Annotated in this window: 19 protein-coding genes; 7 read left to right on the top strand and 12 right to left on the bottom strand. The window is 74.9% G+C overall.

Annotated features, from left to right (window positions below):
* Nucleotides 1-19 precede the first annotated feature (19 nt).
* Nucleotides 20-700: an EcsC family protein gene (locus tag ACFP2E_RS02425; protein WP_378522272.1), complete on the top strand. Its 681-nt coding sequence runs from the start codon at nt 20-22 to the stop codon at nt 698-700.
* Here ACFP2E_RS02425 and ACFP2E_RS02420 read toward each other — a convergent pair.
* From ACFP2E_RS02420 to ACFP2E_RS02395, 6 genes are read right to left on the bottom strand one after another with little or no spacing between them, the layout of a single operon-like run.
* On the bottom strand, nt 661-1872 hold the full coding sequence (locus ACFP2E_RS02420; protein ID WP_378522271.1) for a hypothetical protein: 1212 nt from the start codon (nt 1870-1872) through the stop codon (nt 661-663). The genes ACFP2E_RS02425 and ACFP2E_RS02420 overlap by 40 nt on opposite strands.
* Complete coding sequence (locus tag ACFP2E_RS02415) at nt 1869-2972, bottom strand: hypothetical protein (protein WP_378522270.1); 1104 nt, start codon at nt 2970-2972, stop codon at nt 1869-1871. The genes ACFP2E_RS02420 and ACFP2E_RS02415 overlap by 4 nt, the downstream gene beginning before the upstream one ends.
* The gene (locus ACFP2E_RS02410; protein WP_378522269.1) at nt 2969-4069 is read right to left on the bottom strand and encodes a hypothetical protein; all 1101 of its coding nucleotides are present in this window, start codon (nt 4067-4069) and stop codon (nt 2969-2971) included. Before ACFP2E_RS02410 ends, ACFP2E_RS02415 begins: the two co-directional genes overlap by 4 nt.
* A complete protein-coding gene (locus tag ACFP2E_RS02405) occupies nt 4066-5010 on the bottom strand; it encodes a hydroxymethylglutaryl-CoA lyase (RefSeq protein WP_378522268.1) in 945 nt (314 codons plus the stop codon). The genes ACFP2E_RS02410 and ACFP2E_RS02405 overlap by 4 nt, the downstream gene beginning before the upstream one ends.
* Entirely contained in the window at nt 5010-6944 is a 1935-nt protein-coding gene (locus ACFP2E_RS02400) for an acetyl/propionyl/methylcrotonyl-CoA carboxylase subunit alpha (RefSeq protein ID WP_378522267.1), read from the bottom strand. Before ACFP2E_RS02400 ends, ACFP2E_RS02405 begins: the two co-directional genes overlap by 1 nt.
* 7 nt (nt 6945-6951) lie before the next feature.
* Nucleotides 6952-8520 carry a carboxyl transferase domain-containing protein gene (locus tag ACFP2E_RS02395; RefSeq protein ID WP_378522506.1) on the bottom strand — a complete coding sequence of 523 codons (1569 nt, stop codon included), beginning with the start codon at nt 8518-8520 and terminating at the stop codon, nt 6952-6954.
* A 99-nt stretch (nt 8521-8619) separates the two neighbouring features.
* Between ACFP2E_RS02395 and ACFP2E_RS02390 the strand changes: the two genes are divergently transcribed.
* Nucleotides 8620-9180 (top strand): TetR/AcrR family transcriptional regulator, encoded by a 561-nt coding sequence (locus ACFP2E_RS02390; protein ID WP_378522266.1) that lies wholly within the window; start codon nt 8620-8622, stop codon nt 9178-9180.
* A 13-nt stretch (nt 9181-9193) separates the two neighbouring features.
* Here ACFP2E_RS02390 and ACFP2E_RS02385 read toward each other — a convergent pair whose 3' ends face one another.
* From ACFP2E_RS02385 to ACFP2E_RS02370, 4 genes are all read right to left on the bottom strand, one after another.
* Entirely contained in the window at nt 9194-9535 is a 342-nt protein-coding gene (locus ACFP2E_RS02385; RefSeq protein WP_378522265.1) for a hypothetical protein, read from the bottom strand.
* A 131-nt stretch (nt 9536-9666) separates the two neighbouring features.
* Entirely contained in the window at nt 9667-14628 is a 4962-nt protein-coding gene (locus tag ACFP2E_RS02380; protein ID WP_378522264.1) for a BTAD domain-containing putative transcriptional regulator, read from the bottom strand.
* 147 nt (nt 14629-14775) lie between these two features.
* The gene (locus ACFP2E_RS02375) at nt 14776-15450 is read right to left on the bottom strand and encodes a hypothetical protein (RefSeq protein ID WP_378522263.1); all 675 of its coding nucleotides are present in this window, start codon (nt 15448-15450) and stop codon (nt 14776-14778) included.
* Nucleotides 15447-18206, bottom strand: coding sequence for a DEAD/DEAH box helicase (locus ACFP2E_RS02370; RefSeq protein WP_378522262.1), 2760 nt, complete (start codon nt 18204-18206; stop codon nt 15447-15449). Before ACFP2E_RS02370 ends, ACFP2E_RS02375 begins: the two co-directional genes overlap by 4 nt.
* 51 nt (nt 18207-18257) lie before the next feature.
* Here ACFP2E_RS02370 and ACFP2E_RS02365 point away from each other — a divergent pair, with 51 nt between their 5' ends.
* Nucleotides 18258-18746, top strand: coding sequence for a glutathione peroxidase (locus tag ACFP2E_RS02365; protein ID WP_378522261.1), 489 nt, complete (start codon nt 18258-18260; stop codon nt 18744-18746).
* Here the strand turns inward: ACFP2E_RS02365 and ACFP2E_RS02360 are convergent.
* Nucleotides 18743-19663 (bottom strand): SigB/SigF/SigG family RNA polymerase sigma factor, encoded by a 921-nt coding sequence (locus ACFP2E_RS02360; protein ID WP_378522260.1) that lies wholly within the window; start codon nt 19661-19663, stop codon nt 18743-18745. The two genes, ACFP2E_RS02365 and ACFP2E_RS02360, sit on opposite strands and share 4 nt — an antisense overlap.
* Before the next feature lie 196 nt (nt 19664-19859).
* Between ACFP2E_RS02360 and ACFP2E_RS02355 the strand changes: the two genes are divergently transcribed.
* From ACFP2E_RS02355 to ACFP2E_RS02345, 3 genes are all read left to right on the top strand, one after another.
* The gene (locus ACFP2E_RS02355; protein WP_378522259.1) at nt 19860-21791 is read left to right on the top strand and encodes a SpoIIE family protein phosphatase; all 1932 of its coding nucleotides are present in this window, start codon (nt 19860-19862) and stop codon (nt 21789-21791) included.
* Entirely contained in the window at nt 21788-22420 is a 633-nt protein-coding gene (locus tag ACFP2E_RS02350; RefSeq protein ID WP_378522258.1) for a GAF and ANTAR domain-containing protein, read from the top strand. Before ACFP2E_RS02355 ends, ACFP2E_RS02350 begins: the two co-directional genes overlap by 4 nt.
* A gap of 115 nt (nt 22421-22535) precedes the next feature.
* The gene (locus ACFP2E_RS02345) at nt 22536-24002 is read left to right on the top strand and encodes an MFS transporter (RefSeq protein WP_378522257.1); all 1467 of its coding nucleotides are present in this window, start codon (nt 22536-22538) and stop codon (nt 24000-24002) included.
* Between the two features lie 2 nt (nt 24003-24004).
* Here the strand turns inward: ACFP2E_RS02345 and ACFP2E_RS02340 are convergent, their stop codons facing one another.
* The gene (locus ACFP2E_RS02340) at nt 24005-26125 is read right to left on the bottom strand and encodes a RecQ family ATP-dependent DNA helicase (RefSeq protein WP_378522256.1); all 2121 of its coding nucleotides are present in this window, start codon (nt 26123-26125) and stop codon (nt 24005-24007) included.
* 108 nt (nt 26126-26233) lie between these two features.
* Between ACFP2E_RS02340 and ACFP2E_RS02335 the strand changes: the two genes are divergently transcribed.
* Nucleotides 26234-26818, top strand: a complete 585-nt coding sequence (locus ACFP2E_RS02335) for a calcium-binding protein (protein ID WP_378522255.1) — start codon at nt 26234-26236, stop codon at nt 26816-26818.
* Nucleotides 26819-26827 lie beyond the last annotated feature (9 nt).

Genomic DNA, 26827 nt, shown 5'->3' with positions numbered 1-26827 from the left:
GCGCCCGTAGGCTGCTCCCATGAGCGTCAGGGGAAGCATCGGCCGCGCGCTCGCGCCGCGGCTGAGCCAGGCAGCGCCCGGTCTGACCACGAGCTTCGTCCGCGAGGCGCTGGCCCGTGCCATCGCCGGCGTCGGGCCGCTGCCGCCGGCCGCGGCGGCCGCGGACAAGCAGCTCGCCGAGCAGCACGGCAACGTCGACCGGGCAATCCACGAGGTCATCGAGAACCACGTCCGGTACGCCGGCGCACAGGGATTCGCCACCAACATCGGCGGCCTCGTCACCGCCGCAGTCACCATCCCCACCAACGTGTCCGGGCTCGCGCTCATCCAGTGCCGGATGATCGCCGGCATCGCCCACCTGCGCGGCTACGACCTCGAGGACCCGCGGGTGCGCAACGCGGTCCTCGCCTGCCTGCTCGGCGAGGAGACCGTCCACGCGCTCGTGAAGCGCAAGAAGCTTCCGGCACCGCCGATGGCGATCGCGACGGCCCCCGCCCACGACCCTGCCCTCGACCGCACCGTCTCCACCGAGGTCGCCTCCGACCTCATCTCCAAGGTCGCCGGGAAGCGGCTGGCCGTCACCGTGGCCCGGCGGGTCCCCGTGGTCGGCGGGGTCGTCGGCATGGGCGCCGACGGCTACGCGACGTGGAAGGTCGGCCGCTACGCCGACCGGGAGCTCCTGCCCCGCACCCGGCGGTAGGCACCCAGCGCCGCCCGGCCGGGCAGGCTGCGCTGCAGCAGGCGCACCGTCTTCTCGCGGAAGCGGTAGCTCGGCCGCAGGTAGCTGCGCGCCAGCGCGGCCTCTGTCTCGGCGAGCCGGTGGGCCAGGTCGGCCTCGGCGCGCACGAGCCGCGCGTTCTCCAGCAGCAGCGCCTTCATCGCGTCGAGCGCGGCGTCGGCGACCTGGTGCTCGTCGGGGCGGTCGGGGTCGGCGTACTCCGAGGGGGGCGTGCCGACGAGCTCGTCGAGGTCGCCGACCACGTGGTAGCCGCGCTCGCGCAGCGTCGCCAGCCAGGAGTCGGTGAGCTCCTGCACCCACGGCAGGTCGTCGGGTGGCAGCGTCAGCCGCGCCGAGGACCGGCGCTGCGAGAGCGTCTGGTGGGCGAGCAGCTCGCGCACCAGCGGCCGGTATGCGTCGGGCGGCACGACGTCGTTGACGCGCGCGTTGAGCCGGCGCAGCAGCGCCGTCTCGGGCACGCCCATGGACGGGTTGGCACGCTCGGCCTCGAGGTCGAGGTCGTCGAGGTCGTCGAGCCCGAAGACGGAGCTGAACCGCTCCCAGAGCAGCTCGCGGGGGCCGCCCGGCGGCGGCACCGTGACGAGGTGGACCCGCTCGGGAGGCAGGTCACGGGCCCAGCGGTCGAGGATGTCGGGGATCTCCTGGACGCCCCAGAACCACGGGGCGACACCGGTGGCGCGCTCCGGGTCGCGCAGCTGCTCGAGGAACGTCGCGTAGGGCAGCAGCCGGCGGTGCTTGACGTTCTCCTGCCACTCGGCGGGGATCTGGCGCACCAGGTCGCGCACCGACAGCACGACGTGGACCTCGGTGTCGGGGTGACCCAGCGACTCCAGCGCCCGCTCCACCTGGCCGCGCGAGGCGGTGGCGAGGATCTCGTGGCTGATCACCGCAGTACCGTCGAAGGCCCGGACCTGCGCAGCCAGGGCGTCCCAGGCACCGACGCACTCGTCCTCGATGCCGCCCCAGCGCAGCTGCATCAGGTCGAGCGCGGCGAGGAAGTGGGCGTCGAAGCGGTCGGCGGCGTAGAGGATGCCGTGCCCGCGGAGCCGGTCGCGGTTGCGGAACAGCACGTCCTGCAGGTGGGAGGTCCCGGTCTTCGGGGTGCCCACGTGCAGCAGCACCCGTCGGCTCACGGCAACTCCTCGTCCAGCAGCAGTCGGATCCCGGCGGCGAGCGTCCGGCGGGGGCGGATCGTGCCGGCGCCGGGTCGTCCGGACGGCGCGGCGGGCCGCAGCGCGGCCAGATCGCCGAGCACAGGGTAGCGGTCCGGCTGCCGGCCCAGCCGGGCGATCAGCTGGTCGGCCTGCTCGGCCACCCAGTCGCGGTGGGCACGCGGCACGGCGAGCGGGGCGCCGGGCACGGTCGCGAGCCGGGGCCGCAGCACCTCCGAGACCAGCAGGTCGCGCCGGCCGGGCTCCACCAGCGGGCGCAGCTCCGCCGCGGTCAGCCGCCCCAGCTCCACCGCCGCCGCGGCGAGGGGCCGGGGCGCCTCGGGCGCCCGGCGTACGCCGACCCGGCGCACGGCCGCGGCCGGGTCCAGCACGATCTCGACCCCGCGCACGCCGGGGCGACGGCGCGCCTCCTCGGCGACCCGCGCCAGGTCGGCGGCGACGGGCAGCCGGTCGCTGCGGACCCAGCGCCGCCACCACTCGGGCCAGGAGGCGCCGCCGACGCCGAGGGCCCGGTCGGTCCACAGGTCCGCGAGCATCCGGCCCACGTCGTCGCCGAGCACCAGGGCCCGGCCGCCGTGCGTGGCCTCGGGACGGCCGCGGGCCACGAGGTGGCGGCGGACGACGCGGGCGAGCTCGGGGTCGCCGTACAGGTGGTAGCGCGGCGCCCACGGCCGGACCCGGCCGACCGGGGGCTGCGGCGCGGTCCGCCGGGCGAGCCGGCGCGCGAGCACGACCGCCAGCAGCCCGAGGAGCTCGTGGGCGGGGAGAGCGGCGGGGTCCACCGGTCGGGGGCCGTGGTCCGGCACCGGCGGCCCGTCGACGAGGGGCAGGTCGGGCCGCTCCCGGCGTGGCGGGTCGGCGGCCAGCAGGTCCTCGACGACGTCGGCGGCGGGGCCGGCGGCCCCGGCGAGCCGGTTGACCCGGCGCAGCAGCTCGAGCTGCTGGGCGCCCGGGAGCCGCGGGGCCGCGACCGGGCCGGTCCCGGCCCAGTCGCACCACGCGGTCGTGCCGCCGTCGCGCAGGTGGGCGTACCAGCCCCAGGCCCGCGCCGTTCCGGTCACCGGCGTCGCAGCCGGCCGACGTTGGCGCGCGCCTTCCGCACCAGCCGCTGGCTCGGGTCGGGACGGTGGGCCGCCTCGTGGGTCATCGCGGCGAGGGCGTCGAGGGAGACCTGCAGCCGCTTGCGGGGCTTGACCTTGTCGGGGTCGTGCCAAGGCTCGTCGGGCGCCGGGCGCACCGGGCGCAGGTCGTCGAGGTCACCGATGACGTCGACCCCGCTCGCAGCGAGGTGCTCGATCCAGCGCTCGGTGGTCTCCTCGACCCAGCCGTAGGCGGCGGGCGGCAGCCGCACCGGCTCGGAGTCGCGCTTGACCAGCTCGCGCTGGGCGAGCATGTCGCGCACCAGCGAGTCGTAGGGCGCCTCGCGCCGGGTGGCGCGGCCCAAGCGGCGGTTGAGCTGCCTGATCAGCGTCGTCTCGGGCCCGCCGAGCGAGGGGTTGGTGCGGGTGCTGTCCTCGGGCGCCCACGCGGGGTCGATCCCGAAGGCCTCGCAGAAGCGCAGCCACAGCGGGTCGGCACCCGGAGTCCTCGGCGTGCCGCGCGGCGGCACGGTGACGACGTGGATCCGCTCAGGTGGGATCTCGCGCCCCCAGGTGTCCAGCACCGAGGGGACGTCGAAGGCGCGGGCGAACCAGGGCGTGCCCTTCTCGGCCTTGCGGAGGAAGCGGCGGTAGGACCACTTGCGGCCCTGCTTGATGCTCTCCTGCCAGGCGGCGGGCAGCGCCCGGGCGAGGTCGCGGGCGGAGTAGACGAGGTGGACCTCGTTGCCGGCGAGGTCGGCGAGCGCCCTGTCGACGCGCTCCGGGCGCGCAGGCGCGAGGATCTCGTGGCTGATGACCACGGTGCCGGAGAGCTTCCGCACCCGCTTCATGAGCGCGTCCCAGCTGCCCTCGGCATGGCCGGGGGCGCCGCCCCAGTCCTGCCCGAGCAGGTCGAGCGCGGCCCGGAACTGGAAGAGCGCGGGGCTCACCAGGCGCGAGCCCGTGGGGAAGTGGACGCCGTGCCGGGCCAGCTCGGCCGCGTTGACGGTGAGCCGGTCCTGGACGTAGGTGGTGCCTGTCTTGGGGGCACCGATGTGCAGGTGGACGACCCGGCTCATGCAGGGGATTCTGCCAGTGCGCGGACCACCGCCGAGGGACTGGGGCGTCCCAGCTTCGTGGCCATCCAGGCGCTGGTCGCCACCACCGCGTCCAGGTCGACGCCGGTCTCGATCCCGAGGCCGTGCAGCATCCACACCAGGTCCTCGGTGGCGAGGTTCCCGGTGGCGCTGTGGGCGTAGGGGCAGCCGCCGAGGCCGCCGGCGCTGGCGTCGAACGTCGTGACGCCCGCCTGCAGCGCGGCGTGGGCGTTGGCGAGGGCCTGTCCGTAGGTGTCGTGGAAGTGCATCGCGAGCCGGTCGACGCCCGTCCCGGCCTCCCCGAACGCCCCGAGCAGCCGGGTGACGTGGCCGGCCGTGCCGACGCCGATGGTGTCGCCGAGGCTGAGCTGGCTGGCACCGAGGTCGAGCAGCCGCTTGCCGACCGAGACCACCTGGTCGACGGGGACGGCGCCCTCCCAGGGGTCGCCGAAGCACATCGACACGTAGGCGCGGACGTCGAGGCCGGCCTCGCGGGCCCGCCGCACGGTCGGCTCGAACATCGCGAACTGCTCGTCGAGGCCGCGGTTGAGGTTGCGCTGGGCGAAGGTCTCCGTGGCCGAGCCGAAGATCGCGACGTGCCGCAGGCCCAGCTCGAGCGCCCGGTCGAGGCCGCGCTCGTTGGGGACGAGCACCGGCAGGTCCCGCGCGCTGTCGCCGAGCTCGTCGACGAGCGCCGTCATGAGGTCGGCTGCGTCGGCGAGCTGCGGCACCCACTTCGGGTGGACGAAGCTGGTCGCCTCGACGACCGGAAGCCCGGCGGCCAGCAGCCGGCGCACGAACTCGGCCTTGACCTCGGTCGGCACCTGCGACGACTCGTTCTGCAGGCCGTCGCGCGGCCCGACCTCGTAGATCGTGACGCGCTCGGGCAGCCCCTCGGCGCGGACGACGGCAGGGGTCCGCATCAGGCGTCACCCTCCGCGCCGTCGGGCACGACGAGGAAGAGCCGGGCGCCCAGCGCGACCTGCGCCCCGGCACCGGCATCGACCGCCTCGACCGTCCCGTCGAACGGCGCCTTGAGGCTCAGCTCCATCTTCATCGCCTCCATCATGCCGAGGACGTCGCCCTCGGCCACTCGGTCGCCGGACGCGACCCGGACCTCGAGGACGGTGCCGGGCATCGGCGCGACGATGCTGCCGTCGCCGGCGGCCGCGCCGTGGTCGGCGAAGACGTCGGGGCGGGCGAAGACGAAGCGCTGGCCGCGGTGGACGACCTCGACGTCGTGGGGGCCGACCGCGACGACCGCGCGGTGGCGGCGGCCGTCGACGGACAGCACGACGACACCGTCCTCGGCGCCGAGCTCGGCGACCCGGACGTCGTCGACGAGGCCGCCGGCGCGGTCGACCCGGTAGGCGCGCGCCTCGCCGCCGCGGCGCGACGACTCGAGCTCGACCAGCGTGGGCGCGGGGGCCGCGCCCGAGCGCCAGCCGTCGGGGCCGAACGGGTGCGGGGTGCGGACCGCCGAGGAGCGGGCCGCGACGTCGGTCCAGGCGGCGAGCAGCCGCGGCACCTCCTCGTCCGGCGGCTCGATCTCGGTGCGGTCGAGCCACGCGGTGTCGATCGTGGCGTCGCGGAACTCGTCGGACGCGGCAAGGGTCCGGAGGAAGCCGACGTTCGTGGTCAGGCCGAGCACCGCGGTGTCGTCGAGCGCCGCGACGAGGGCGCGGCGGGCCGTCTCGCGGTCGGCGCCGTGCACGATCACCTTGCCGAGCATCGGGTCGTACGACGTGCTGACGACGCTGCCCGACTCCAGGGCGGCGTCGACCCGGGCCACCTTGGGCCAGTGGACCAGCGTGGCGGTGCCGGCCTGCGGCAGGAACCCGCCGAACGGGTCCTCGGCGTACACCCGGGCCTCGATCGCGTGGCCGTGGAGCCGGACGTCGTCCTGCGTGAACGGCAGCGGCTCCCCGGCGGCCACCCGCAGCTGCAGCGCCACCAGGTCCAGCGGCCCGTCGGTGACCCGCACCGCGAGCTCGGTGACCGGGTGCTCGACCTGGAGCCGGGTGTTCATCTCGAGGAAGTAGACCTCGTCGGTGTCGGCGTCGAGGAGGAACTCGACCGTGCCGGCGTTGACGTAGCCGACGTGCGCGGCGAGCGCGACCGCCGACTCGGTGACGACCTTGCGCACCTGGTCGGAGATGGTGGGCGCCGGCGCCTCCTCCAGCACCTTCTGGTGGCGCCGCTGCGTGGAGCAGTCGCGCTCGAAGAGATGGACGACGTTGCCGTGGGCGTCGGCGAGGACCTGCACCTCGATGTGGCGGCCGCGCTCGACGTACTTCTCGACCAGCAGGGTGTCGTCACCGAACGCCGAAGCGGCCTCGCGCGCGGCGGCGGCCGCGGCGGCCTCGTACTCGTCGACGCTGCGCACGATCCGCATGCCCTTGCCGCCGCCGCCCGCGGCGGCCTTGACGAGCACCGGGTAGGCGAAGCCGGCCGGGTCCTCGTCGATGCCGTACGACGGCACGACGGGCACGCCGGCGGCCACCGCGATCTCGCGGGCCGCGTCCTTGCGGCCCATCGCGTCCATGACCTCGGCCGAGGGACCGACGAGGCGGATCCCGGCGGCCTCCACGGCGCGGGCGAACGCCGCCCGCTCCGACAGGAAGCCGTAGCCGGGGTGGATCGCGTCGGCGTGGGCGGTCCGGGCGGCGGCGACCACCTCGTCGATGTCGAGGTAGCTGCCCACCCGGACGGCGTCGTCGGCCTCGCGGACGTGCGGGGCGGACCGGTCGAGGTCGGTGTGGATGGCCACGCTGCGCAGGCCGAGGGCCCGGCAACCGCGGATCACCCGGAGCGCGATCTCGCCGCGGTTGGCGATGAGGACGGTAGTGAGATTCATGAGTCGATCACATCCGGAAGATGCCGTAGGAGGGCTCGGGGATCGGCGCGCTGGCGGCGGCCGCCAGGCCCATGCCCAGCACCCGCCGGGTGTCGGCGGGGTCGATGACGCCGTCGTCCCACAGGCGCGCGGTGGAGTAGTAGGGCGAGCCCTGGACCTCGTACTGGTCGCGGATCGGCGCCTTGAACTGCTCCTCCTCGTCGGCGGACCACTCGCCACCCTTCGCCTCGATCCCGTCGCGGCGGACGGTGGCGAGCACCGACGCGGCCTGCTCGCCGCCCATGACAGAGATCCGGGCGTTGGGCCACATCCACAGGAAGCGTGGGTCGTAGGCGCGGCCGCACATGCCGTAGTTGCCGGCGCCGAAGGAGCCGCCGATGACCACCGTGAACTTCGGGACGACCGAGCAGGCGACCGCGGTGACGAGCTTGGCGCCGTCGCGGGCGATGCCGCGGTTCTCGTACTCGCGGCCGACCATGAAGCCGGTGATGTTCTGCAGGAAGACCAGCGGGATGCCGCGCTGGTTGCACAGCTCGATGAAGTGGGCGCCCTTGAGCGCGGACTCGCTGAAGAGGATGCCGTTGTTGGCGACGATGCCGACCGGCATGCCCCAGATCCGGGCGAAGCCGCAGACGAGGGTCTCGCCGTAGAGCTTCTTGAACTCGTGGAACCGGCTGGCGTCGACGATGCGCCGGATCACCTCGCGCACGTCGTACGGCGTGCGGGTGTCGGTCGGGACCACGTCGTAGAGCGAGGCGGGGTCGTCGTGCGGCTCCTCGACCTCGTGGACCGGGATGGACCCGGCGGTCGGGCGCTCGAAGGTCGCCACGATGCTGCGCACGATCGACAGCGCGTGGGCGTCGTCCTCGGCCAGGTGGTCGACCACGCCGGAGGTCCGGGCGTGGACGTCGCCGCCGCCGAGGTCCTCGGCACTGACCACCTCGCCGGTCGCGGCCTTCACCAGCGGCGGCCCGCCGAGGAAGATCGTGCCCTGGTTGCGCACGATCACCGTCTCGTCGGACATGGCGGGGACGTAGGCGCCGCCGGCGGTGCACGAGCCCATCACCGAGGCGACCTGCGGGATGCCGCGCGCGGAGAGGTTCGCCTGGTTGAAGAAGATCCGGCCGAAGTGCTCCCGGTCGGGGAAGACCTCGTCCTGCATCGGCAGGAAGGCGCCGCCGGAGTCGACGAGGTAGAGGCACGGCAGGTTGTTGTCGGAGGCGACCTGCTGGGCGCGCAGGTGCTTCTTGACCGTCATCGGGTAGTAGGTGCCGCCCTTGACGGTGGCGTCGTTGGCGACGACCACGCACTCGCGGCCGCTGACCCGGCCGATCCCGGTGACGATGCCGGCGCTGGGCACCGCCTCCTCGCCGCCCTCGTCGACCTTCGAGCCGTACATGCCGGTCGCGGCCAGCGGGCTCAGCTCGAGGAAGGGGCTGCCGGGGTCGAGCAGCCGGTCGACCCGGTCGCGGACCAGCAGCTTGCCTCGGTCGGTGTGCTTGGTGCGGGCGGCCTCGCTGCCGCCGCGGCGGGCGAGGGCCAACCGGTCGCGGAGCTCGTTGACGAGCTCCTTCATCTCCTGGCTCACGACAGTCAAGGTTAGCGATCGTTAACTACCCCGTCCACCGTGCGCGACGACCGGTCCACGGGCGTTAGCGAACGCTAACCTTGGGGGGTGACCACCGAGCCGCTGACCCGTCGCGAGCAGATCCTCGCGACCGCGGCCGACCTCTTCGCGGCGCGAGGGTTCCACGGGGTCTCGGTGGCCGACCTCGGCGCCGCGTGCGGGATCTCCGGGCCGGCGCTCTACAAGCACTTCGTGTCGAAGGACGCCGTGCTGGCGGAGATGCTGGTCTCCATCAGCGAGGAGCTGCTCCGGGTCGGCCGGGAGCGGGTGGCGCAGGCTCCCGACGCCCGCGCCGCCGTGGCCGCCCTCGTCGACTGGCACGTCTCCTTCGCGCTCCGGCAGCGCTCGCTGATCGTCGTGCAGGACCGCGACTGGGAGTCGCTGCCCGTCAAGGCCCGCGAGCAGGTGCGGCAGCTGCAGCGCGAGTACGTCGACCTGTGGGCCGACCAGCTGCGGGCACTGCACCCGCAGCTGGACCGGGACCGGGCCCGGGCCATGGCCCACGCGGCCTTCGGGCTCATCAACTCCACGCCGCACAGCGGGCTGCTGCCCGAGGCCCCGATGCGGGATCTGCTGACGGACATGGCCCTTCGCTCCCTCTCGGTGTAGGTCAGAACCGCTTCTAGGAACCGGGGACGTAGCGCTCCGGCGGGGTGAACGAGGGCGCCAGCGGGGCCTCGCGCGGTGCCGCCGGAGCCAGCTTCTGGAGGTCGGCCAGGTAGCGCTCGGCCTGGTCCGGCGAGAACGGGACACCCGGCTCGGCCGGCACTGCGGGGGCGGTCGGGACGACCGACTCCGTGCCGGTGCTCCCGGCGAGGACCATCAGCGCGAGCCCGACCGCGAGGGCGAGCGCGGCGACGATGGCGGCCCAGGTCAGCTGGGTCCGTGCGGAACGGCGCGACGACGGGGCCTTGCCGGTGATGACGTCCCCGGCGTGGGGGATCGGTGCTGCTGCGTGTGTCATGACGACTCCTCGGTGTGGGCTGCCAGTGGCAGCGGTCTGATCGCTCCGAGGCTGCAACGCGGGGGTGGCGTGGCACGGACGACGGCGTGGCAGTTCCGTGGCGGCTCGGCCGGGGCGCCACGGGGAGCCGGTCAGGCGGCCGGACAGCGGTCGCGGTGGAGGAACCGGCGGCACTCGTCCTCGGTGAGGCCGCGCGTCAGCCGGCCGTGCGCGAGGTCCACCAGGTCGTCGAGGTCCAGCGCCCAGACCCGGGCGAGGCCCGACTCGCCCACGGAGAGGAGCCGGGAGCCGTCGGGACTGAAGGAAACCCTCTCGATCGGGTCGTCGTCCGCGCCCAGGACGAGGGCACGCGTCCCGGCCCGTGGGTCCCACAGCCGGATCGTGCCGTCGGCGTGCGCCGACGCCAGCCGGGTGCCCGCGGCGTCGAACGCGAGCCCGAGGACCGGGGCCGACCCGGTGAGGCTCGCGGCGAGACGGCCGGTTCCCACCTCCCAGACGTCGACGACTCCCTCGGCCAGCCGGGTGGTCGCCAGCAGGTTCCCCGTGGGGTCGAACACCACGCTGGCGGCCGTCGCGTCGATGCTGCCCACCACGGTCTCCCGTTCCCAGTCCCAGAGCGTGACGGGCATCTGCGTCGGGTCGACCTTGGCGACCCCGAGCCGGGTGGTCGCGAGCAGCCGCCCGTCGGGGCTGAAGGCGAGCGAGCCCACGTCGTTCCCGGCCTTCTCCAGCAGGCGGGCGAGCTCGACGCCGGAGGTGTCGACGACGACCGCGGGGCGGCGGCGGTCGAAGGAGGTGAAGGCGACGGCCAGGTGGTCTCCTGCCGGGCTCCACTCCAGGTCGCGCACCCAGTCGGCTCCCCGCCACGGGAGGACGAACCGCTCGGCGCCGGTCGCGGCATCCACGACCGTGACCCCACGCGGGCCGAGCAGCGCCAGCAGGGCGCCGTCGGGGCTCGGTTCGGACCACCAGACCTCCGCCGGGCCGTCCCGGACGTCGGCGAGGTGCGAGCCGTCGTCCGCGGACACCTCCGACACCGCGCCGTCCCGGCCGACCACCAGGAGCCCGTCGCCGTCGGCGGTGAACCCGACACCGCCCTCCACGCTGGCCCACTCCCCACCACCGGTGGTGTCGACGTCCCAGACGGTCACCGACGTGATCGCGAGGTCGCCGGTCATCAGGCGACGTCCGTCCGGGGAGAAGGCCACGCCGTTCATCCCGCCGCCGCGGCTGGAGTCCGGCGCCGACAGGACGATGAGGGGTCGCCCTCCCCCACCGCCGACCTCGGAGACGTGAGCCGTCCCGTCGTCCCCCACCGCCGCGAGGCGGGTCCCATCCGGGCTCCAGTCGACCTCCCACACATGATCGGCCGACCCGGGGAACACGGCGGCGAGCTCTCCGGTCCCGGCGTCCCACACCGCGACCGAGCCGCGGCTACCCGGGACGGCGATCCACCGACCGTCCGGGCTCCAGGCCAGGTCGGTGGGTGGGTCGTCCCGCCCGAGCCGGAGCAGCACCTCCCCGGTCGCCACGGAGGCGACCGTGGCCGTGGCCCCGCCACCGCCGCCGAACGCCACGCGCCTCCCGTCCGGGCTGAGCGCGATGCCCATCGGACGGTCCGCGGCGATCTCGGCCACGACCCGACCCGAGTCGACGTCGACGACCCTGACGCCGTCCGGCCACCCGGCGGCGAGCCGCCCGCCGTCGGCGCTGAACGAGGGGCTCCACACCGCGACGTCGTCGACGACCGGGCCCCCGGGGTGCCGGACCGTGAGCACCTCGCGCCCCGTGTCCGCCCGCCACACGCGCACCGACCCGTCGTCGCCGGACGTCGCGAGCATCGACCCGTCCTCGCTGAAGGAGACGTCGTTGACGTCGTCGTCGTGGCCGCGGAAGCTGTGCACCGGCTCCCCCGTCCTGGCGTCACGGATCTCGACCAGCCCCGACTCCTCCGGCCCCTCCGTCGCGAAGACTGCCCCCGAGGGGCTCCAGTCGAGGCCGCCCCCGACGGCCGGGAAGCTGCGCAGCACGCGGGACCCGGCCACCGCCCCGTGCAGGGCCTCGACCGCCTCAGGGAGGGCCGGCTCACCGTGGGAGCGGGTCTCGTCGACCGCGGCCAGCGCGAGCAGGATGCTGCGCTGCGGGTCCGCCGGCATGCTCGTCACGGCTGCCGCGGCGAGCTCGCGCGCCATCGCCACCCGCCGCTCGCCTTCGGCCTCGTCCCGCTGATCCAGGGCGACGAAGCCGCCCACCAGCGCAACCGCGAGGGCGCCGGCGATGGTGGCGCGCTGCCGACGGAGCCGCCGGTTGGCCAGCACCTGCCGGGCGGCACGCCGCTCGTCCTCGCGGCGCTCGCGGTCGCGGGCCTCCCGGCTGGCCTCGAGGAACTCGTGCTCGGGCCGGGGCAGGTCGGTGTCTGCGACGGCTGTGTTCTCCAGGACGAGGTCGAGCCGGGCGCCCCGCCACAGCGCTCCCGGGTCCCGGTCGAGCTCGAGCCAGGCAGCCGCCGCCTCGCGGAGGCGGTCCAGCGCCAGGATCGCCTCCCGGTCCTCCTCGATCCAGCTCCTCAGCCGTGGCCACTCGCGGAGCAGCGCCTCGTGCGCGAGCTCGACGGTCGGCACCCGGCTGCGAGGGTCGCGGTCCAGCGTCAGCAGTCGCGCCTTCGCCCACCGGTCGATGACCGCGTCGCCGGCCAGCCCGGACAGCTCGGCTCGGGCCGCACGACGGCGGGCCGGCTCCCCTTCCGCCCCCACCACCACGAGCCGTTCGAACATCCGGCGAACGGCGGCCTGCTCCGCGTCGTCCAGCTCGGCGTAGAGCCGTTCGGCGCGGGTGGCGACGGCGCCACCCACGCCCCCGAGCTCGCGGTAGGCGGCGAGCTCCAGCCGACGGGAGGGGTTGCGCTCGGCCAGCTCGTACAGCGTGTACTGGAGCGCCGGCAGCGGGGCCGACTCGTCGACGGCGGCGCCGACGAGCTCGGCGACGAGCGGAGCCTCGATGCTCCCGCCCACCCGTTCGAGCGGCTCGACGATGGCCGCCTCGAGGTCGGCCGCCGTCATCGCCACCACCGTCACCGTGGCCTCGCTCACGAGCGGTCCGAGGGTCTGGTCGCCCAGGGGGCGGTCGTAGAAGTCCGCACGGAGCGTCGCCACCACCCGCAGCCGACTGTCGACTGCAGTCACCGCGTGCATCACCCCGGCCAGGAAAGCGCGCTGCTCCTGCGGTCCGGCGAGGGTGAACAGCTCCTCCAGCTGGTCTGCGACCAGCAGGAGCTGGCCACCCTCCGGCAGCAGCCGTCGCAGCACCCGGTCGACTCCCTCCACGTCCTCGGCGAGGAGCTCCGGCAGCCCGACGGTGTCGACCACCGCGACCCGGCGCAGGCTCTCCGCGAGCTCCCTGAAGGGGGACGTGCCCGGCAGCATGGTCGTGACGAACCACTGCCGGGAGCCCGGGACGTCGCCGTGACGCACGCGCGGCAGCACACCGGCCCGGACGGCGCTGGACTTGCCGCTCCCCGACCCGCCCACGACCAGCACGAACCTGCCGCGCGGCCCGTCCTCGCGGAGCCGGTCCAGGATCGCCTGCACGAGGTCCGTACGACCGAAGAAGTCCTCGGCGTCGGCCTCGGCGAAGGGACGCAGGCCCTTGTACGGGTTCGGGAGGACGCGGCTGGTGGCCGGCGACTCCCCCGCGAGGCCCGCGACCAGCGTCAGGACCAGCTCGGCCATGGACGGCCTGCCCACGGTGAGCCGGGCTCGGTCCAGCACCGGCACGACGGGGGCGCGATCCCGACTGGGGTCGAGGCAGCCGCGCACCAGCTCGGCGAAGTCGCTGACGTCGGAGCCGAAGTCCGGGGCGGACGCCCCACCGGCCAGGGCGAAGTCGGCCAGGAAGAAGTCGCCGCCGGCGTCGAGCAGGACGCTGCCGGGGCCCACCCGGCCGTGCGCGATGCCCTGCGCCGCCGCCGTTGCCAGCGCCCCGCCGACCCGCGCGACCAGGGACTGCAGCTCGGGGTCCGAGAGCGGTCCGCGCTGGAGCCGGTCGGCCAGCGAGCCGCCGTGCATCCGGCGCATCACGAGGTACGCCGCGCCCGGCTCGCGCCAGTAGTCGTGCAGGGGCACCATCCCCGGGTGGTGGAGCGCCGCCAGGCGGTGCGCCGTGGCCTCGAACGTCCGCACGAAGTCCGGGTGGTCGGCGACCTCGCGGCGCACCACGCGGATCGCGAAGTCACGCTCCACACCCGGGAGCCGGGCTGCGCGGACCGTCCCGTCGCGGCCCGTGCCGAGCCGTTCACCGAGGCGGTAGCCCCGCAGCGGTCGGGTCGCCGGCTCGGCAAGCACGAGTGTCGGGTCGTGGACCAGCACCCGCTGCTCCAGCGCGGCCAGCGAGGGGGTCGGCTCGACGCCGAGCTCGTCGACGAGCAGCGCCCGATAGCCGCGGAACACCGCGAGGGCGTCGGCCTGACGACCGACCCGGTACAGCGCGGTCATCAGCTGCGCCCGGAAGCCCTCCCGCAGCGGCTGCTCGCGCACCAGGGCCTCGAGCCGTGGGATCATCTCCGCCGCCCGACCGCAGGCGAGCTCTGCCTCGACCACCCGCTCCTGCGCGACCAGCCGCAGCTCCTGCAGCCGTTGCGCCTCGGGACGTGCCCAGTCCTCGTCCGCGAACTCGGCGTACGCGTCGCCGCGCCACAGTGCGAGCGCCTCGCGGAGGAGCGCCGCGGCTCCCTCGGGGTCGTCCCGGCCCAGACTGGCACCGGCCTCCGCGACCGACCGCTCGAAGCACGCGACGTCGAAGAGCTCCGCCGGCACCCGGAGGACGTAGCCCGGTGCCCGGGTGACCACGGCGGTGCCGTTCCCCTCACCGTCGATCAGCCGGCGGGTCCTGGCGACGTAGCTGCGCAGGGTCGTGCTCGCGGCCGGCGTCGGGACGCCGGCGAAGACGGCATCGGCGAGCCGGTCCACCGACACCACGGCGTCACGGTGGATCAGCAACATGGCCAGCAGCCGTCGCTGGCGCGGCCCGCCGATGCCCACCTCGCCGCCCCGTTCGTCGGTGACGGCGAGCCCGCCCAGCGCGTGGAACCGGATCATCAGCACAGCCCGTTCGACCGTTCGCCTGCCGGTGTCACCGTGCCTCGGCCGTGTGGCAGTCCTGTGGCAGCCCAGTCGTGTGGCAGTCCGCGACTGCGCCGACCCCCACAGACGATCGTCGCACCGCCGGGCGACCCCCGGCACCCCTCAGAAGAGGTGGTCTACCGCTGCGTCCGGCTCGTCGAGCAGCCGGAGGATCCGCGCGGCCCGCAGCGCCGCGTCGACGCCCTCGTCGAGGTCGCCCTCCGGCTCGCCCGCGGCCGCGGGAGGCGTGGCCCCGCGGACCCGGTACAGCAGCTCCTCGCGCGGCAGCCCGCGCAGCTGCAGCAGCACCAGCGGGTCCTGCTCGACCAGCCACGCCACCTGCGAGAGCACCGCGAGGGCGTGGGGGCACGGGTCGGTCCACGGGTCGCAGGTGCAGCTCGTCTCCAGCTCGCCGCCGTACGGCAGCAGCTCGACCCCGGCCTCCTCGGCGTGCTCGACCAGCTCCAGGGGCAGCCGGCCGGCCAGCAGCTCGGCGACGCGGCCCGACCCGGCCGCGACCACCTCGACCAGGGCCTGCTGCGCGACGTCGTCGAGCAGCGGCAGCCGGCAGTCGACGGTCCAGAGCTCGTCGCCGTCGGCGACCGCCGCCAGCACTCCGCCGGGAGTGGTGGTGAGGCCGCCGACGTGCCCGCCGCGGGCGAGGGAGCGCGCCCGGGCCAGGTCCTCGGGGGTGTACGCCGCCTCCTCGACCGCGCGAACCCACGCCTTGCCCCACCAGCTCCGGGCCCGGGCCGGGTCTCGCCGCGGCGGGAACCGCGGGTGCAGCACCCGGGTCACGGGTCCTCCGTGGCCTCGGGACGCAGCCGCACGAGGTCGCGCAGCTCGTCGTCGTCGAGCTCGGTCAGGGCATGCTCCAGACCGCTGCCGAGCACCGCGTCGGCGATCGCCCGCTTGCGGGCGAGCAGCTCGGCGACCCGCTCCTCGACCGTCCCGACGGCCACCATCCGGTGCACCTGGACCGGCCGGGTCTGCCCGATCCGGTGCGCCCGGTCGGTGGCCTGCTGCTCCACGGCCGGGTTCCACCAGCGGTCGACGTGGACCACGTGGTCGGCACGCGTGAGGGTCAGCCCGGTGCCGCCGGCCCTGAGCGAGAGCAGGAAGACCGGCACCTCGCCGGCCTGGAAGCGGGCCACCATCGCCTCCCGCTCCCGCACGGGCGTGCCACCGTGGAGTAGCTGGTGGCCGACCCCGAGCCGCGACAGCCGGCGCTCCAGCAACCGCGCCATCTCGACGTACTGCGTGAAGACGAGCACCGCGCCGTCCTCGGCGAGGGCGGTGGTGACGAGCTCCTCGAGCAGGTCGACCTTCTGCGACCGGCCCTCGACCTTCGCCCCCGACTGCTTGAGGAACAGGGCAGGGTGGTCGCAGATCTGCTTGAGCCCGGTGAGCAGCGCGAGCACCAGGCCGCGGCGGGCGAGCTCGTCGGAGCGGGAGATGCGGTCCAGCGTGTCGCGGACGAAGGCCTCGTAGAGCACCGCCTGCTCCCGGGTCAGCGACAGCGCGTGGTCGGTCTCCGTCGTGGGGGGCAGCTCGGGCGCGATGTCCCGGTCGGACTTGCGGCGCCGCAGCACGAAGGGCGACACCAGGTCGCGGAACTGCGCGGCCCGGCTCGGCACCAGGCCGGACTCGATCGGCGCGGCCCAGACCCGCCGGAAGGCCTGTCGGCTGCCCAGCAGGCCCGGCGTCGCCCAGTCGAGGATCGACCACAGCTCGGTGAGGTCGTTCTCCACCGGGGTTCCGGTCAGCGCCACCCTCGCTCTGCCCGGCAGCGCGCGCAGCGCCCGTGCGGTGCTGGTCCGCGAGTTCTTCACGTGCTGGGCCTCGTCGGCGACGACGAGGTCCCAGGCGACCGCCGCCAGCAGGTCGCGGTCGCGGCGCAGGGTGCCGTAGGTGGTGAGCACGAAGCCGGCCCCCGGTCCGGCGAGGTCGTCGAGGTCGCGCTCGGAGGCGTGGTGGCGCCGGACCGGGGTGCCGGGAGCGAACCGCCTGATCTCCGCCTCCCACGTGCCGAGGAGGCTGGTCGGGCAGACGACCAGGGTGGGACCGGTGTGCCCGCGCTCGCGCCGGTGGAGGTGCAGCGCGATGAGGGTGACCGTCTTGCCCAGGCCCATGTCGTCGGCGAGGCAGGCCCCGAGCCCGAGGTCGGTCAGCTCGGCGAGCCAGGTCAGGCCGTGCCTCTGGTAGTCGCGCAGCGTCGCCTGCAGCGCGGCCGGCGGCTCGACCGGCTCCCGGGTGGCCGCGTCGCGCAGCCGGTCCCGCCACCGCTCCAGGCTCGCACCGACCACCACCTCGGCCGGACCGTCGGCGCCGTCGACCAGGTCCTCCGGCGGCAGGCCTGAGAGGGCGATCCCCACGGCCTCGGTGGCACTCACCCGGCGCACCAGCCGGCGCCGCGCCCGGCGGGCGACCGACGGGTCGACCACCGTCCAGCCGCCCCGCAGCCGGAGGACCGGTGTGGCCGCGGTCGCGAGCTGCGCCATCTCCTCCTCCGTGAGCGGGTCGCCCCCGAGGGAGACCTGCCAGCGGAACGCGAACAGCGACTCGGTGCCGGCGGCCGGCGCCACCAGCGGGGCCTCCCGGACACCGCCCCGCGACCGGCCCGTCGCGGAGGCCTCCTCGAGGACGAGCGAGCTGGTCAGGTCGCGCCCCAGCGACCGGGGCCACAGCACGTCGCAGCCGCGCGCAGCGAGCGCGGCCACCCCGCGCTCGAGCAGGTCGGCGACCTCGTCGCCGTCCAGCACGACCTCGTCGGGGACGGGGAGGGCGAGCAGCCGGTCGAGCACCGGCCAGGCCTCGGCGGCGGCGCGCAGCGCCACCACGGCGTGCACCCGCGCCCGGTCCCCGAACCCGTGGCTGGCGCCGGCGCCCGGCTCCTCCCAGAGCCGCGCGGCGTCGCAGACGTGCCAGGGCTGGGCCTCGTCGTGGACCTGCAGCACCAGCCGGACCCGGCCCTCCAGCAGGTCCTCCTCGTCCGCCTCCACGCGTAGCCCGATCCCCACCAGGGAGGGGCGGTCGTCGTGGGTGGCCAGCCGCGCCTGCAGCCGCTCCGCGAAGCCGGGCCGGGCAGGGACGCCGGTCCCCGCGGGCTGACTCCGGGGCGCGCTGCGGGGCATGGCGTCGACCACTGCCGCGATCATGTCGCGCACGACCTTCACGGCGTCGGACCCGCTGCCCGAACCTGTGCCCGAACCTGTGCCCGAATCTGTGTCCGAACCTGTGTCCGGGGCCCACCGATCGGCCAGCCGGAGCACGCGGTCCTCGTCGGCGTCGTCCAGCGGCACCGGCCGCCACCCGCCGTCGGCGGGCTCGAAGCGGCCGGCCGCGACCAGCCGCAGCCCCAGCAGCGCGGCGCCCGCGAGCAGGCCGACCGACGCGTGGACGTCGTCACGACGGGCGGCGCGGCTGAGCACCGGCAGTGCCGCGCGCACCGGGAGCGCCACCGACCGGCTGCCGTCGGTGAACTCCACGACTCCCTCGCGCGGCGGCAGGCCGGGCCGGAGGGCCGCGGGGCCGGTCACGGGGACGAAGCTCACGTCGGGACGGTAACCGTTGCGGTGACCAGCGCCCGGCTACCATCCCCCGACGTGACCACCCTGGACTGCAAGATCGCCCGCCTCGACGGCACGCCGGGCACGCTCGGCGACCTCACCGAGGGCCGGGTGACCCTCCTCGTCAACGTCGCGAGCCGCTGCGGGCTCACCCCGCAGTACACCGGTCTCGAGGGGCTGCAGGAGACCCTCGGCCACCGCGGCTTCACGGTCGTCGGCGTCCCGTGCAACCAGTTCGGGGCACAGGAGCCGGGCTCGCCCGACGAGATCGCCGAGTTCTGCTCCGCGACGTACGGCGTGAGCTTCCCGATGACCGAGAAGGTCGAGGTCAACGGCGACGACCGCCACGAGCTCTACCACGAGCTCGTCGGGCACCCCGACCAGGAAGGCCGCACCGGCGACGTGAGCTGGAACTTCGAGAAGTTCCTCCTCGACCGGGACGGCACCGTCGTGGCGCGCTTCGCCCCCGGCGTCGAGCCGGCGGACCCCCAGCTGCTGGCGGCCGTGGAGCGCCTGCTGGCCTAGTGCGGGCCGGGGTCGATCCCCTCGCGGTCGACCAGGTCATTGCGCAGGTCGCGCAGGATGCGGGTGAGCAGCCGGGAGACCTGCATCTGGGTGACGCCGATGTCGTCGGCGATCTCCTGCTGCGTGCGCTCCTCGAAGAACCGCATGTAGAGGATGCGGCGGTCGCGCTCCTTGAGCCGTCGTACGACGGGGGCGAGCGCGACCCGGGCCTCGGCGGCCGGCTGCGTGGCGTCCTCCTCACCGAGGAAGTCTGCGAGCGACGCGGTGCCCTCGCCGTCGGCGCGGGCGACCGGCCGGTCGAGCGAGGCGGGCGCGAAGCAGCCGTCGGCGCCGAGGGCCTCGATGACGTCGTCGATGGGGACGTCGAGGTGGGCAGCGATCTCGGAGGGCAGCGGCGAGCGGCCGAGGCGCTGCAGCAGCTCCCCCTCGGCGCGGGTGATCTTCGCCTGCGTCTCCTGGACGCGGCGCGGCGGCCGGACCGTCCACCCCTGGTCCCGGAAGTGCTTCTTCAGCTCGCCCCGCATCGTGGGGACGGCGTAGGAGAGGAAGTCGTCGTGGCGCGACGGGTCGAAGTCGCGGGCGGCGCGGGTCAGCGCCATGTAGGCGACCTGCAGCAGGTCGTCCTCGTCGATGCCACGGTTGGCGTAACGGCTCGAGACGCTGCGTGCGACGCCCATGTTCAGGCGCACCACCTCGTCGAGGAGGGCGCGTCGTTGCTCGCCGTCGGCCTCCGCGGCCGCGGCCAGCGCCTCGGAGGTGCGCTCGCGCCGCTCGCGGCGTGACAGGACGGAGTCCCGGCCGCGGCGGGCGACCGGAGCCGGCTGGCTGGTGGTGGTGGTAGGGGTGTCGGTCTCGTCGCCGGTCGAGGAGTCGATGACCTCGGAATCGGGCGCAAAGACCGTGGGGGACGTGCTCATGAAGCCTCCCGAAAGCTCCGAGCGGTCCCGCCGACTGGTTGCAGCGAGTGGGGCGTGGGAGACACACCGTCCTTGACGCTACTACCCGGCCGGTGAGGTTCAAAACATCCTTTCGGGGGTACGAGGCCGCAGCACGCCACCCGCACGTCCCGGACCGCCCTGCACCATCCACGCACCACCGACGTGAGGCCCCGACATGGCACGACCGGAGATCGACCGCGGCGACCCCGCCGCTGCCCTGGCGGGCTACGACCACAGCCCCTTCCTGCTCGTGGCCCTCGACGGCCCCGAGCACGTCGTCGTGGCCGCCAACGACCGGGCCCGGGCCAGCCTGGGTCCCCGTCCGCTGGGCACCCCGGGACGCCGGTTGCTCCCGGGGTCGCGGTCCGACTGGCTCTGGCGGGCTTGCGACCAGGTGCTGCGCGACGGCCGGCCTTTCCAGGAGACGGGCCTGGTCGCTGGCGCGGCGGACGCCGAGGCGCGCGACATCCTGCTCGACGTCGAGCTGCGGCCGTGGCGTCGCCCGGACGGCTCCGTCCGCGGGGTCCTCGGCTACGGTCACGACGCGACCGCCCGTCGGCGGGCGGAAGCGGAGCGGCATGCGCGCGCCGCCGCCGAGGCGGTGGTGGAGCAGGAGCAGGGGGTGGTGACCGCCCTGCACGACGCGCTGCTCCCGCTGACGCTGCCCGTGCTCCCGGGCCTCCAGGTCGCGGCCCACTACCTGCTCGCGGACGAGGGTTCGCCGGCCGGCGGCGACTGGTTCGACGTCGTCCGGCTCGCCGACGACCGGGTCGCCCTCGTGGTCGGCGACTGCGTCGGGCACGGCGTTGCCGCCGCCTCGGTGATGGGGCGGCTGCAGTCCGTGCTGCACGAGCGACTGGCGAGCGGGGCCTCGGTGGCCGAGGCACTCACCGCCCTCGACCGGTACGCCGCCGACCTGCCGGACGCGGCCGGCGCCACCGTCTGCGTCGCGAGCCTGGACCTGCGCAGCGGCGAGGTCGAGTACCTCACCGCAGGCCACCCGCCGCCGCTCGTGGTCGACCGGCGCGGCGACTTCCGCTACCTCGACCCGAGCGGCTCCCGGCCGCTCGCGCTGGCCGGCGTCCGGCGCAGCGCCCACGCCCGCATCGGCCCCGACGAGCTGCTGGTCCTCTACAGCGACGGCATCATCGAGCGCCCCGGTCGCACCAGCAGCGAAGCGACGATCGAGCTCGGGCAGGTCGCCGGGCAGGCGTTCGCCCACCGCCCGTGGCCCGCCGACCTCGACGACCCGGACCGGCCGGCGCTGGAGGTCCTCGAGCAGCTGGTCACCCGCACCGGCCGGCGCGACGACGTCACGCTGCTCACCGCGGGGCTCGTCGACCCGCCGCAGCCGCTGGAGCTCGACCTGCCCGCCGACCCCTCCAGCGTCACGCTGGCCCGGGACGAGGTCACGATGTGGCTGACCACGCTCGGCGTACGCCGGATCGACGCGCGCGCCATCGTCCACGCGACGACCGAGATCGTCGCCAACGCGGTCCACCACGCCTACACCGGCACCGAGCCGGACCCGGGCGCCCCGGCCGTCGCCGTGCGGGGCGAGCTCACGCGGGACGCCGTGGTCAGGCTGACGGTCCGCGACGGTGGCGCCTGGCACGACGCCGCCGACTCCGGCCGCGGCCTGGCCCTGGCAGGGGGACTGGTCGACCGGATGTCGGTGGACCGCGGCGACGCCGAGCACGGGACCACCGTCACCCTGGAGCGCGCGGCCGCGCGGGAGGCGCAGCTGCTGCGCACCCCGGCCGGGCGCCGCACCACGGCGCCGCCCGGGCCGCCCGGGGCCCGGGTCCTCCACAGCGACCCGGGCCGGCTCGTCGCCGGCGGGCCGCTCGACTGGGACAACGTCGACGGGCTGCGCGCCGCCCTGCTCGAGAGCACCTCCGCCGGGGTGCAGTCCGCGACCGTCGACCTCACCCAGGTCACCCACCTCGCGAGCGCCGCGGTGCTGGCGCTTCTGGAGGCCCAGAAGCGGGCGGCGCAGCACGGCACGAGCGTGGACCTGGTGGCACCGATGGGCAGCGCCGCGCAGCACGTCCTCGACGTCGCCGGCATGCCCTACCTCCCCGAGGCGGACGGGGGCGGCCCGTGACCCGACCCGCCCCGGGCCCCGCCGCACCGCTGCTGCGGCTGCTCGAGCCGGCGACCGACCTCAGCCTGACCGTCGGGCCGCCGGTCTCCCCCCACGCGGTCGACTCGACGAGCCAGCGGGCGCAGCACTACGACGGGCTGCAGGTGCAGGCGCGCGAGGGGCCGTGCCAGTCGGCGTGGGAGACCGACGAGCTGGTGGTGACGGGGAACCTCGCAGCGGACCCCCGCTGGCCCGCGCTGACGGACCTGGCCAGGCCCGACGCGCTGCTGAGCGTGCTGGCGGTGCCGGTCGAGGCGGCCGGCGCCACGGTCGGGGTGATCAACGCCTACTCCTGCGACCCCGACGCCTTCGCGGGCCTCGACCAGTCGCTGGTCGACGTGGCCGCGTTCACCGCCGGCCAGGTCCTCGACCGGATGGCCCGGGTCGAGGTGCTCGAGAGGGAGGCGGTCAACCTCCGGCGGGCCCTCGAGACACGGCCGGTGATCGAGCAGGCCAAGGGTGTCCTGGTGGCCCGCCACGGCTACGGCCCCGAGGAGGCCTTCGTCGCGCTGCGGGAGGAGAGCCAGCAGCACAACATCAAGCTCCGCGACCTCGCCGCCCGGGTGGTCGACGAGGCCCGGGACGCCTGACCGGCACCCCTGATCGGCAGCCGCCGGACCGCGTTTGGCCGCGGGTCGTCCCGGGTACTGGACCCGGCACGTCGCGGGCGCAGGGGGTGCCCCGACCCAGCCTGAGGAGGCGGCCATGGGGGAGGCAGTCGAGACCGGACGCATCACCACCGACATCCCGGCCCGGCTCGACCGGCTGCCGTGGAGCCGGTGGCACTGGATGGTCGTGGTCGGGCTCGGGACCGTGTGGATCCTCGACGGTCTCGAGGTCACGATCGTCGGGTCGATGTCGGCGGCGCTCAAGCCGGAGGGCCCTGGCCTGGGGCTGACGTCCTTCCAGGTCGGGCTCGCGGGGGCGGTCTACGTCACCGGCGCCTGTCTCGGCGCGCTGTTCTTCGGCCAGCTCACCGACCGGTTCGGCCGCAAGAAGCTGTTCCTGATCACCCTCGGCGTCTACACCGTCGCGACCGTGCTGACCGCCTTCTCGATGAACCCGATGTGGTACTTCGCGTGCCGCTTCCTCACCGGCGCCGGGATCGGCGGCGAGTACGCCGCGATCAACTCCGCCATCGACGAGCTCATCCCAGCGAAGTACCGCGGCCGGGTCGACGTGGCGATCAACGGCTCGTTCTGGGTCGGCGCCGCCGGCGGCGCGCTGCTGACCATCCCGCTGCTCGACCCGACGATGGTCGACCCCGCCTGGGGCTGGCGGATCGCCTTCGGCCTCGGCGCCATCCTGGCGGTGGGCATCCTGATCGTGCGGCGGCACGTGCCCGAGTCGCCGCGGTGGCTCTTCATCCACGGCCGCGAGGACGAGGGCGAGCGGATCGTCCGCGACATCGAGGAGCAGGTGCGCCAGGACGCCGGGTCGCTCCCGGAGGTCACCGACACCATCACCATCCGGCAGCGACGCACGATCGGCCTCGGCCTGATCGCTCGCACCGTGTTCACCCTCTACCCGCGTCGCACGGCGCTCTGCATCGCGCTCTTCATCGGCCAGGCGTTCCTCTACAACGCATTCTTCTTCACCTACGGCGACACCCTGACGTCGTTCATGGGCGTCGAGCAGGTCGGCTGGTACATCGCGGTCTTCGCGCTCTCGAACTTCGCCGGCGCCCTGACCCTCGGCCCGCTGTTCGACACGGTCGGCCGGGTGCGGATGCTCACCGGCACCTACGTCACCTCGGGCGTCCTGCTCGGCATCACCGGTCTGATGCTCGGCTCGTTCGACGCGGTCACCCTGACGTTGATGGGCTGCATCATCTTCTTCTTCGCCAGCGCCGGCGCCAGCGCCGCCTACCTGACGGCGAGCGAGGTCTTCCCGATGGAGACCCGGGCGCTGTGCATCGCCTTCTTCTACGCGATCGGCACCGCAGCCGGCGGCATCGCCGGGCCGCTGCTGTTCGGCAAGCTCATCCAGGACGCCGTGGACGGCGGCCAGGGCATCCCCGCGATCGCGCTCGGCTACTACATCGGCGCCGCGCTCATGGTGGCCGGCGGCCTCGTCGCCTCCGTGCTCGGCGTCCGGGCGGAGCAGCGGTCGCTGGAGAACATCGCCAAGCCGCTGACCGCCGAGGAGAGCACCGAGCCCTCGATGGCCTGACCCTAGCCGGAGACTCCCAGCGCGAGCGGCAGCACGCGTCCCGCGCCGGCCCGGCGCAGCGCGCGGGCGGCGAGGGTCAGCGTCCAGCCGGTCACGACCAGGTCGTCGACCAGAAGCACGGAGCGGCCGGCCAGCCCGTCGGCGTCCCCTGCGGCCTCGTCGAGCACGAGGCGGGAACGGCGGCCGACCGCGGCGACCCGCTGCGCGGAGTTGGCGGCCCCCTGGCCCGGCGCGACGTCCGGGTCGGCGATCGCCCAGCGGCCCACGACCGGCACCCGCAGGAAGCGGGACAGCCCCGCGGCGAGGTCCTCGGTGAGCGTCGGCCGGGTGGCCGACTCGACCACCGCGATCCCGTCGACCTCGGGCCGCCAGTCGCGCAGCACCTCGACGACGGCCTGGACGACCGGCACCGGGACCGGGCCGTCGGGGGCGTCTCCGGTCAGCAGCCGCCGCAGCGCCGGTCCGTGCCCGAGGTCGGTCAGCCGCGCCACGGCGCGCCCCTCCTCGGCGCCGTCGCTGATCTTGCCCCGCAGGTCCACGCCGAGGTTGGCCAACGCGGTCGGCCACATCCGGCGCGGCTCGAGCGGCACGCCGGGGCGGGCCAGCCGCGCGGCCGCCTCGCCCACCGACTCCTCGGAGACCTCCACGGACAGGGTGAGCCCGCCGCAGTTGTCGCAGCGCCCGCAGTCGGCGGCGTGGGGGTCGTCGAGCTGCTCGCGCAGGTAGCGCATCCGGCAGCGGTCGGTGTCGAGGTAGTCGAGCATCGCACGCTGCTCGCGCTCGCGGGCCTCGGCGACCCGCGCGAAGCGGTCCGCGTCATAGACCCACGGCCGTCCGGTGGCCTCCCAGCCGCCGCGGACCCGGCGTACGGCGCCGTCGACGTCGAGCACCTTGAGCATGGTCTCGAGGCGGGTCCGGTTGAGCTCGACGTGGGTCTCCAGCGCGGCCGTGCTCAGCGGGGAACCCGCCTCCTCGAGCGCGGCGAGCGTCTGGCGCACGAGCTCCTCGCGGGGGAACGCCAGGCTGGCGAAGTAGCTCCAGATGTCCTTGTCCTCGACGGCCGGGAGCAGCACCACGCTGGCGTCGTCGGTGCCGCGGCCGGCGCGGCCGATCTGCTGGTAGTAGGCGACCGGCGACGACGGCGCCCCCATGTTGACGACGAAGCCGAGGCTGGCGTCGAAGCCCATGCCGAGCGCGCTCGTGGCGACCAGCGCCTTGACGCGGCCGGCCAGCAGGTCCTCCTCGAGCGCGAGTCGCTCGGTCTGCTCGGTCTGGCCGGAGTACGCCGCGACCTGGTGGCCGCGGCTGCGCAGGTAGTCGGCGATCTCCTGGGTCGCGGCGACGGTCAGGCAGTAGACGATGCCGCTGCCCGGCTGCTCGGCGAGGTGGTCGGCCAGCCACGCCAGCCGCTGCTCGGCGGTCCGGAGCCGGACGACGCCGAGCCGCAGCGACTGCCGGTCGAGCGAACCACGCTGCACGAGCACCCCCTCACGGAGCTGCTCGGCGACGTCGTCGGTCACCCGCTGGTTGGCGGTCGCGGTCGTGGCCAGCACGGGGATGCCGTCGGGGAGCTCGCCGAGCAGGGTCCGGATCCGGCGGTAGTCGGGCCTGAAGTCGTGGCCCCAGTCGGAGATGCAGTGGGCCTCGTCGACCACGAGCAGGCCGCAGGTGGCGGCCAGTCGCGGCAGGACCTCGTCGCGGAAGCCCGGGTTGTTGAGCCGCTCCGGGCTGACGAGGAGCACGTCGACCTCGCCGGCGCGGACCGACTCCTGGATCGGGTCCCACTGCTCGATGTTGGTGGAGTTGATGGTCACGGCGCGGATGCCGGCCCTCTCTGCCGCCGCGATCTGGTTGCGCATCAGCGCGAGCAGCGGCGAGACGATCACGGTGGGGCCGGCGCCGGCGGCCCGCAGCAGCGCGGTGGCCACGAAGTAGACCGCGGACTTCCCCCAGCCGGTGCGCTGCACCACCAGCGCCCGCCGCCGGTCGACCACGAGCGCCTCGATGGCCGTCCACTGGTCCTCGCGCAGCGATGCGTCGTCGCGGCCGACCAGCGCGCGCAGCCGCTCCTCGGCCTGGGCGCGGACCTCGCGGACGTCGGGCAACGGGGTCGTGGTCGTCATCGTGCCTGTCTACCAGCGCACGCCGACTCCTCGCCCGTCCGGGCAACCTTTCTGCCGTCCGCACCGTCTCCCCTACGACACCACTGCCGCATCTCGGGGGAGACGCTCATGCCTGACGCCCGTTCCATACTCGTCCTCGGCCTGCCGGCCGGCCTCGTGCTCGGCCTCTTCGCCCTGCTTCCCGGGGCGCCGGCCGACGCCACCAGCCGCACCTGCTTCGGCGAGGAGCCCACCATCGTGCGGACCGGCTACGTCGTCGGGACGGAGGGCGACGACGTGATCCTGGCCGACGCCGGCTCGGAGGTGCACGCCCTCGGCGGCCATGACCGCGTCTGCGGGGCGGGGCTCGTGCACGCCGGCGCGGGGCGCGACCGGGTCTGGTACGACGGCGGAGGCGCCGACCTCCTCCTCGACGGTGGACCCGGCGCCGACCGGCTCTTCTACCTCGGCGGGGAGCTCGCCGAGCTGACCGGTGGCCGGGGCGACGACCACCTGCGCTCTGGTCCGGGTCGGCAGTACCTGACCGGCGGGCCCGGCGACGACGACCTGGGGTCGGGGCGCGGCGCGGACCACCTGTCGGGCGGCGCCGGCAACGACCGGATCGACGGCGGCGCGGGCCGCGACGCCGCGGGCGGCGGGCCGGGTCGCGACCGGTGCCGGAACGTGGAGGACGCCACGGCCTGCGAACGCTGAGGGCCCGGC

The organism is Nocardioides sp. GCM10027114 (assembly GCF_042659625.1).
Lineage (GTDB): Bacteria > Actinomycetota > Actinomycetes > Propionibacteriales > Nocardioidaceae > Nocardioides.
This window is presented reverse-complemented; position numbering and strand designations above follow the sequence as displayed.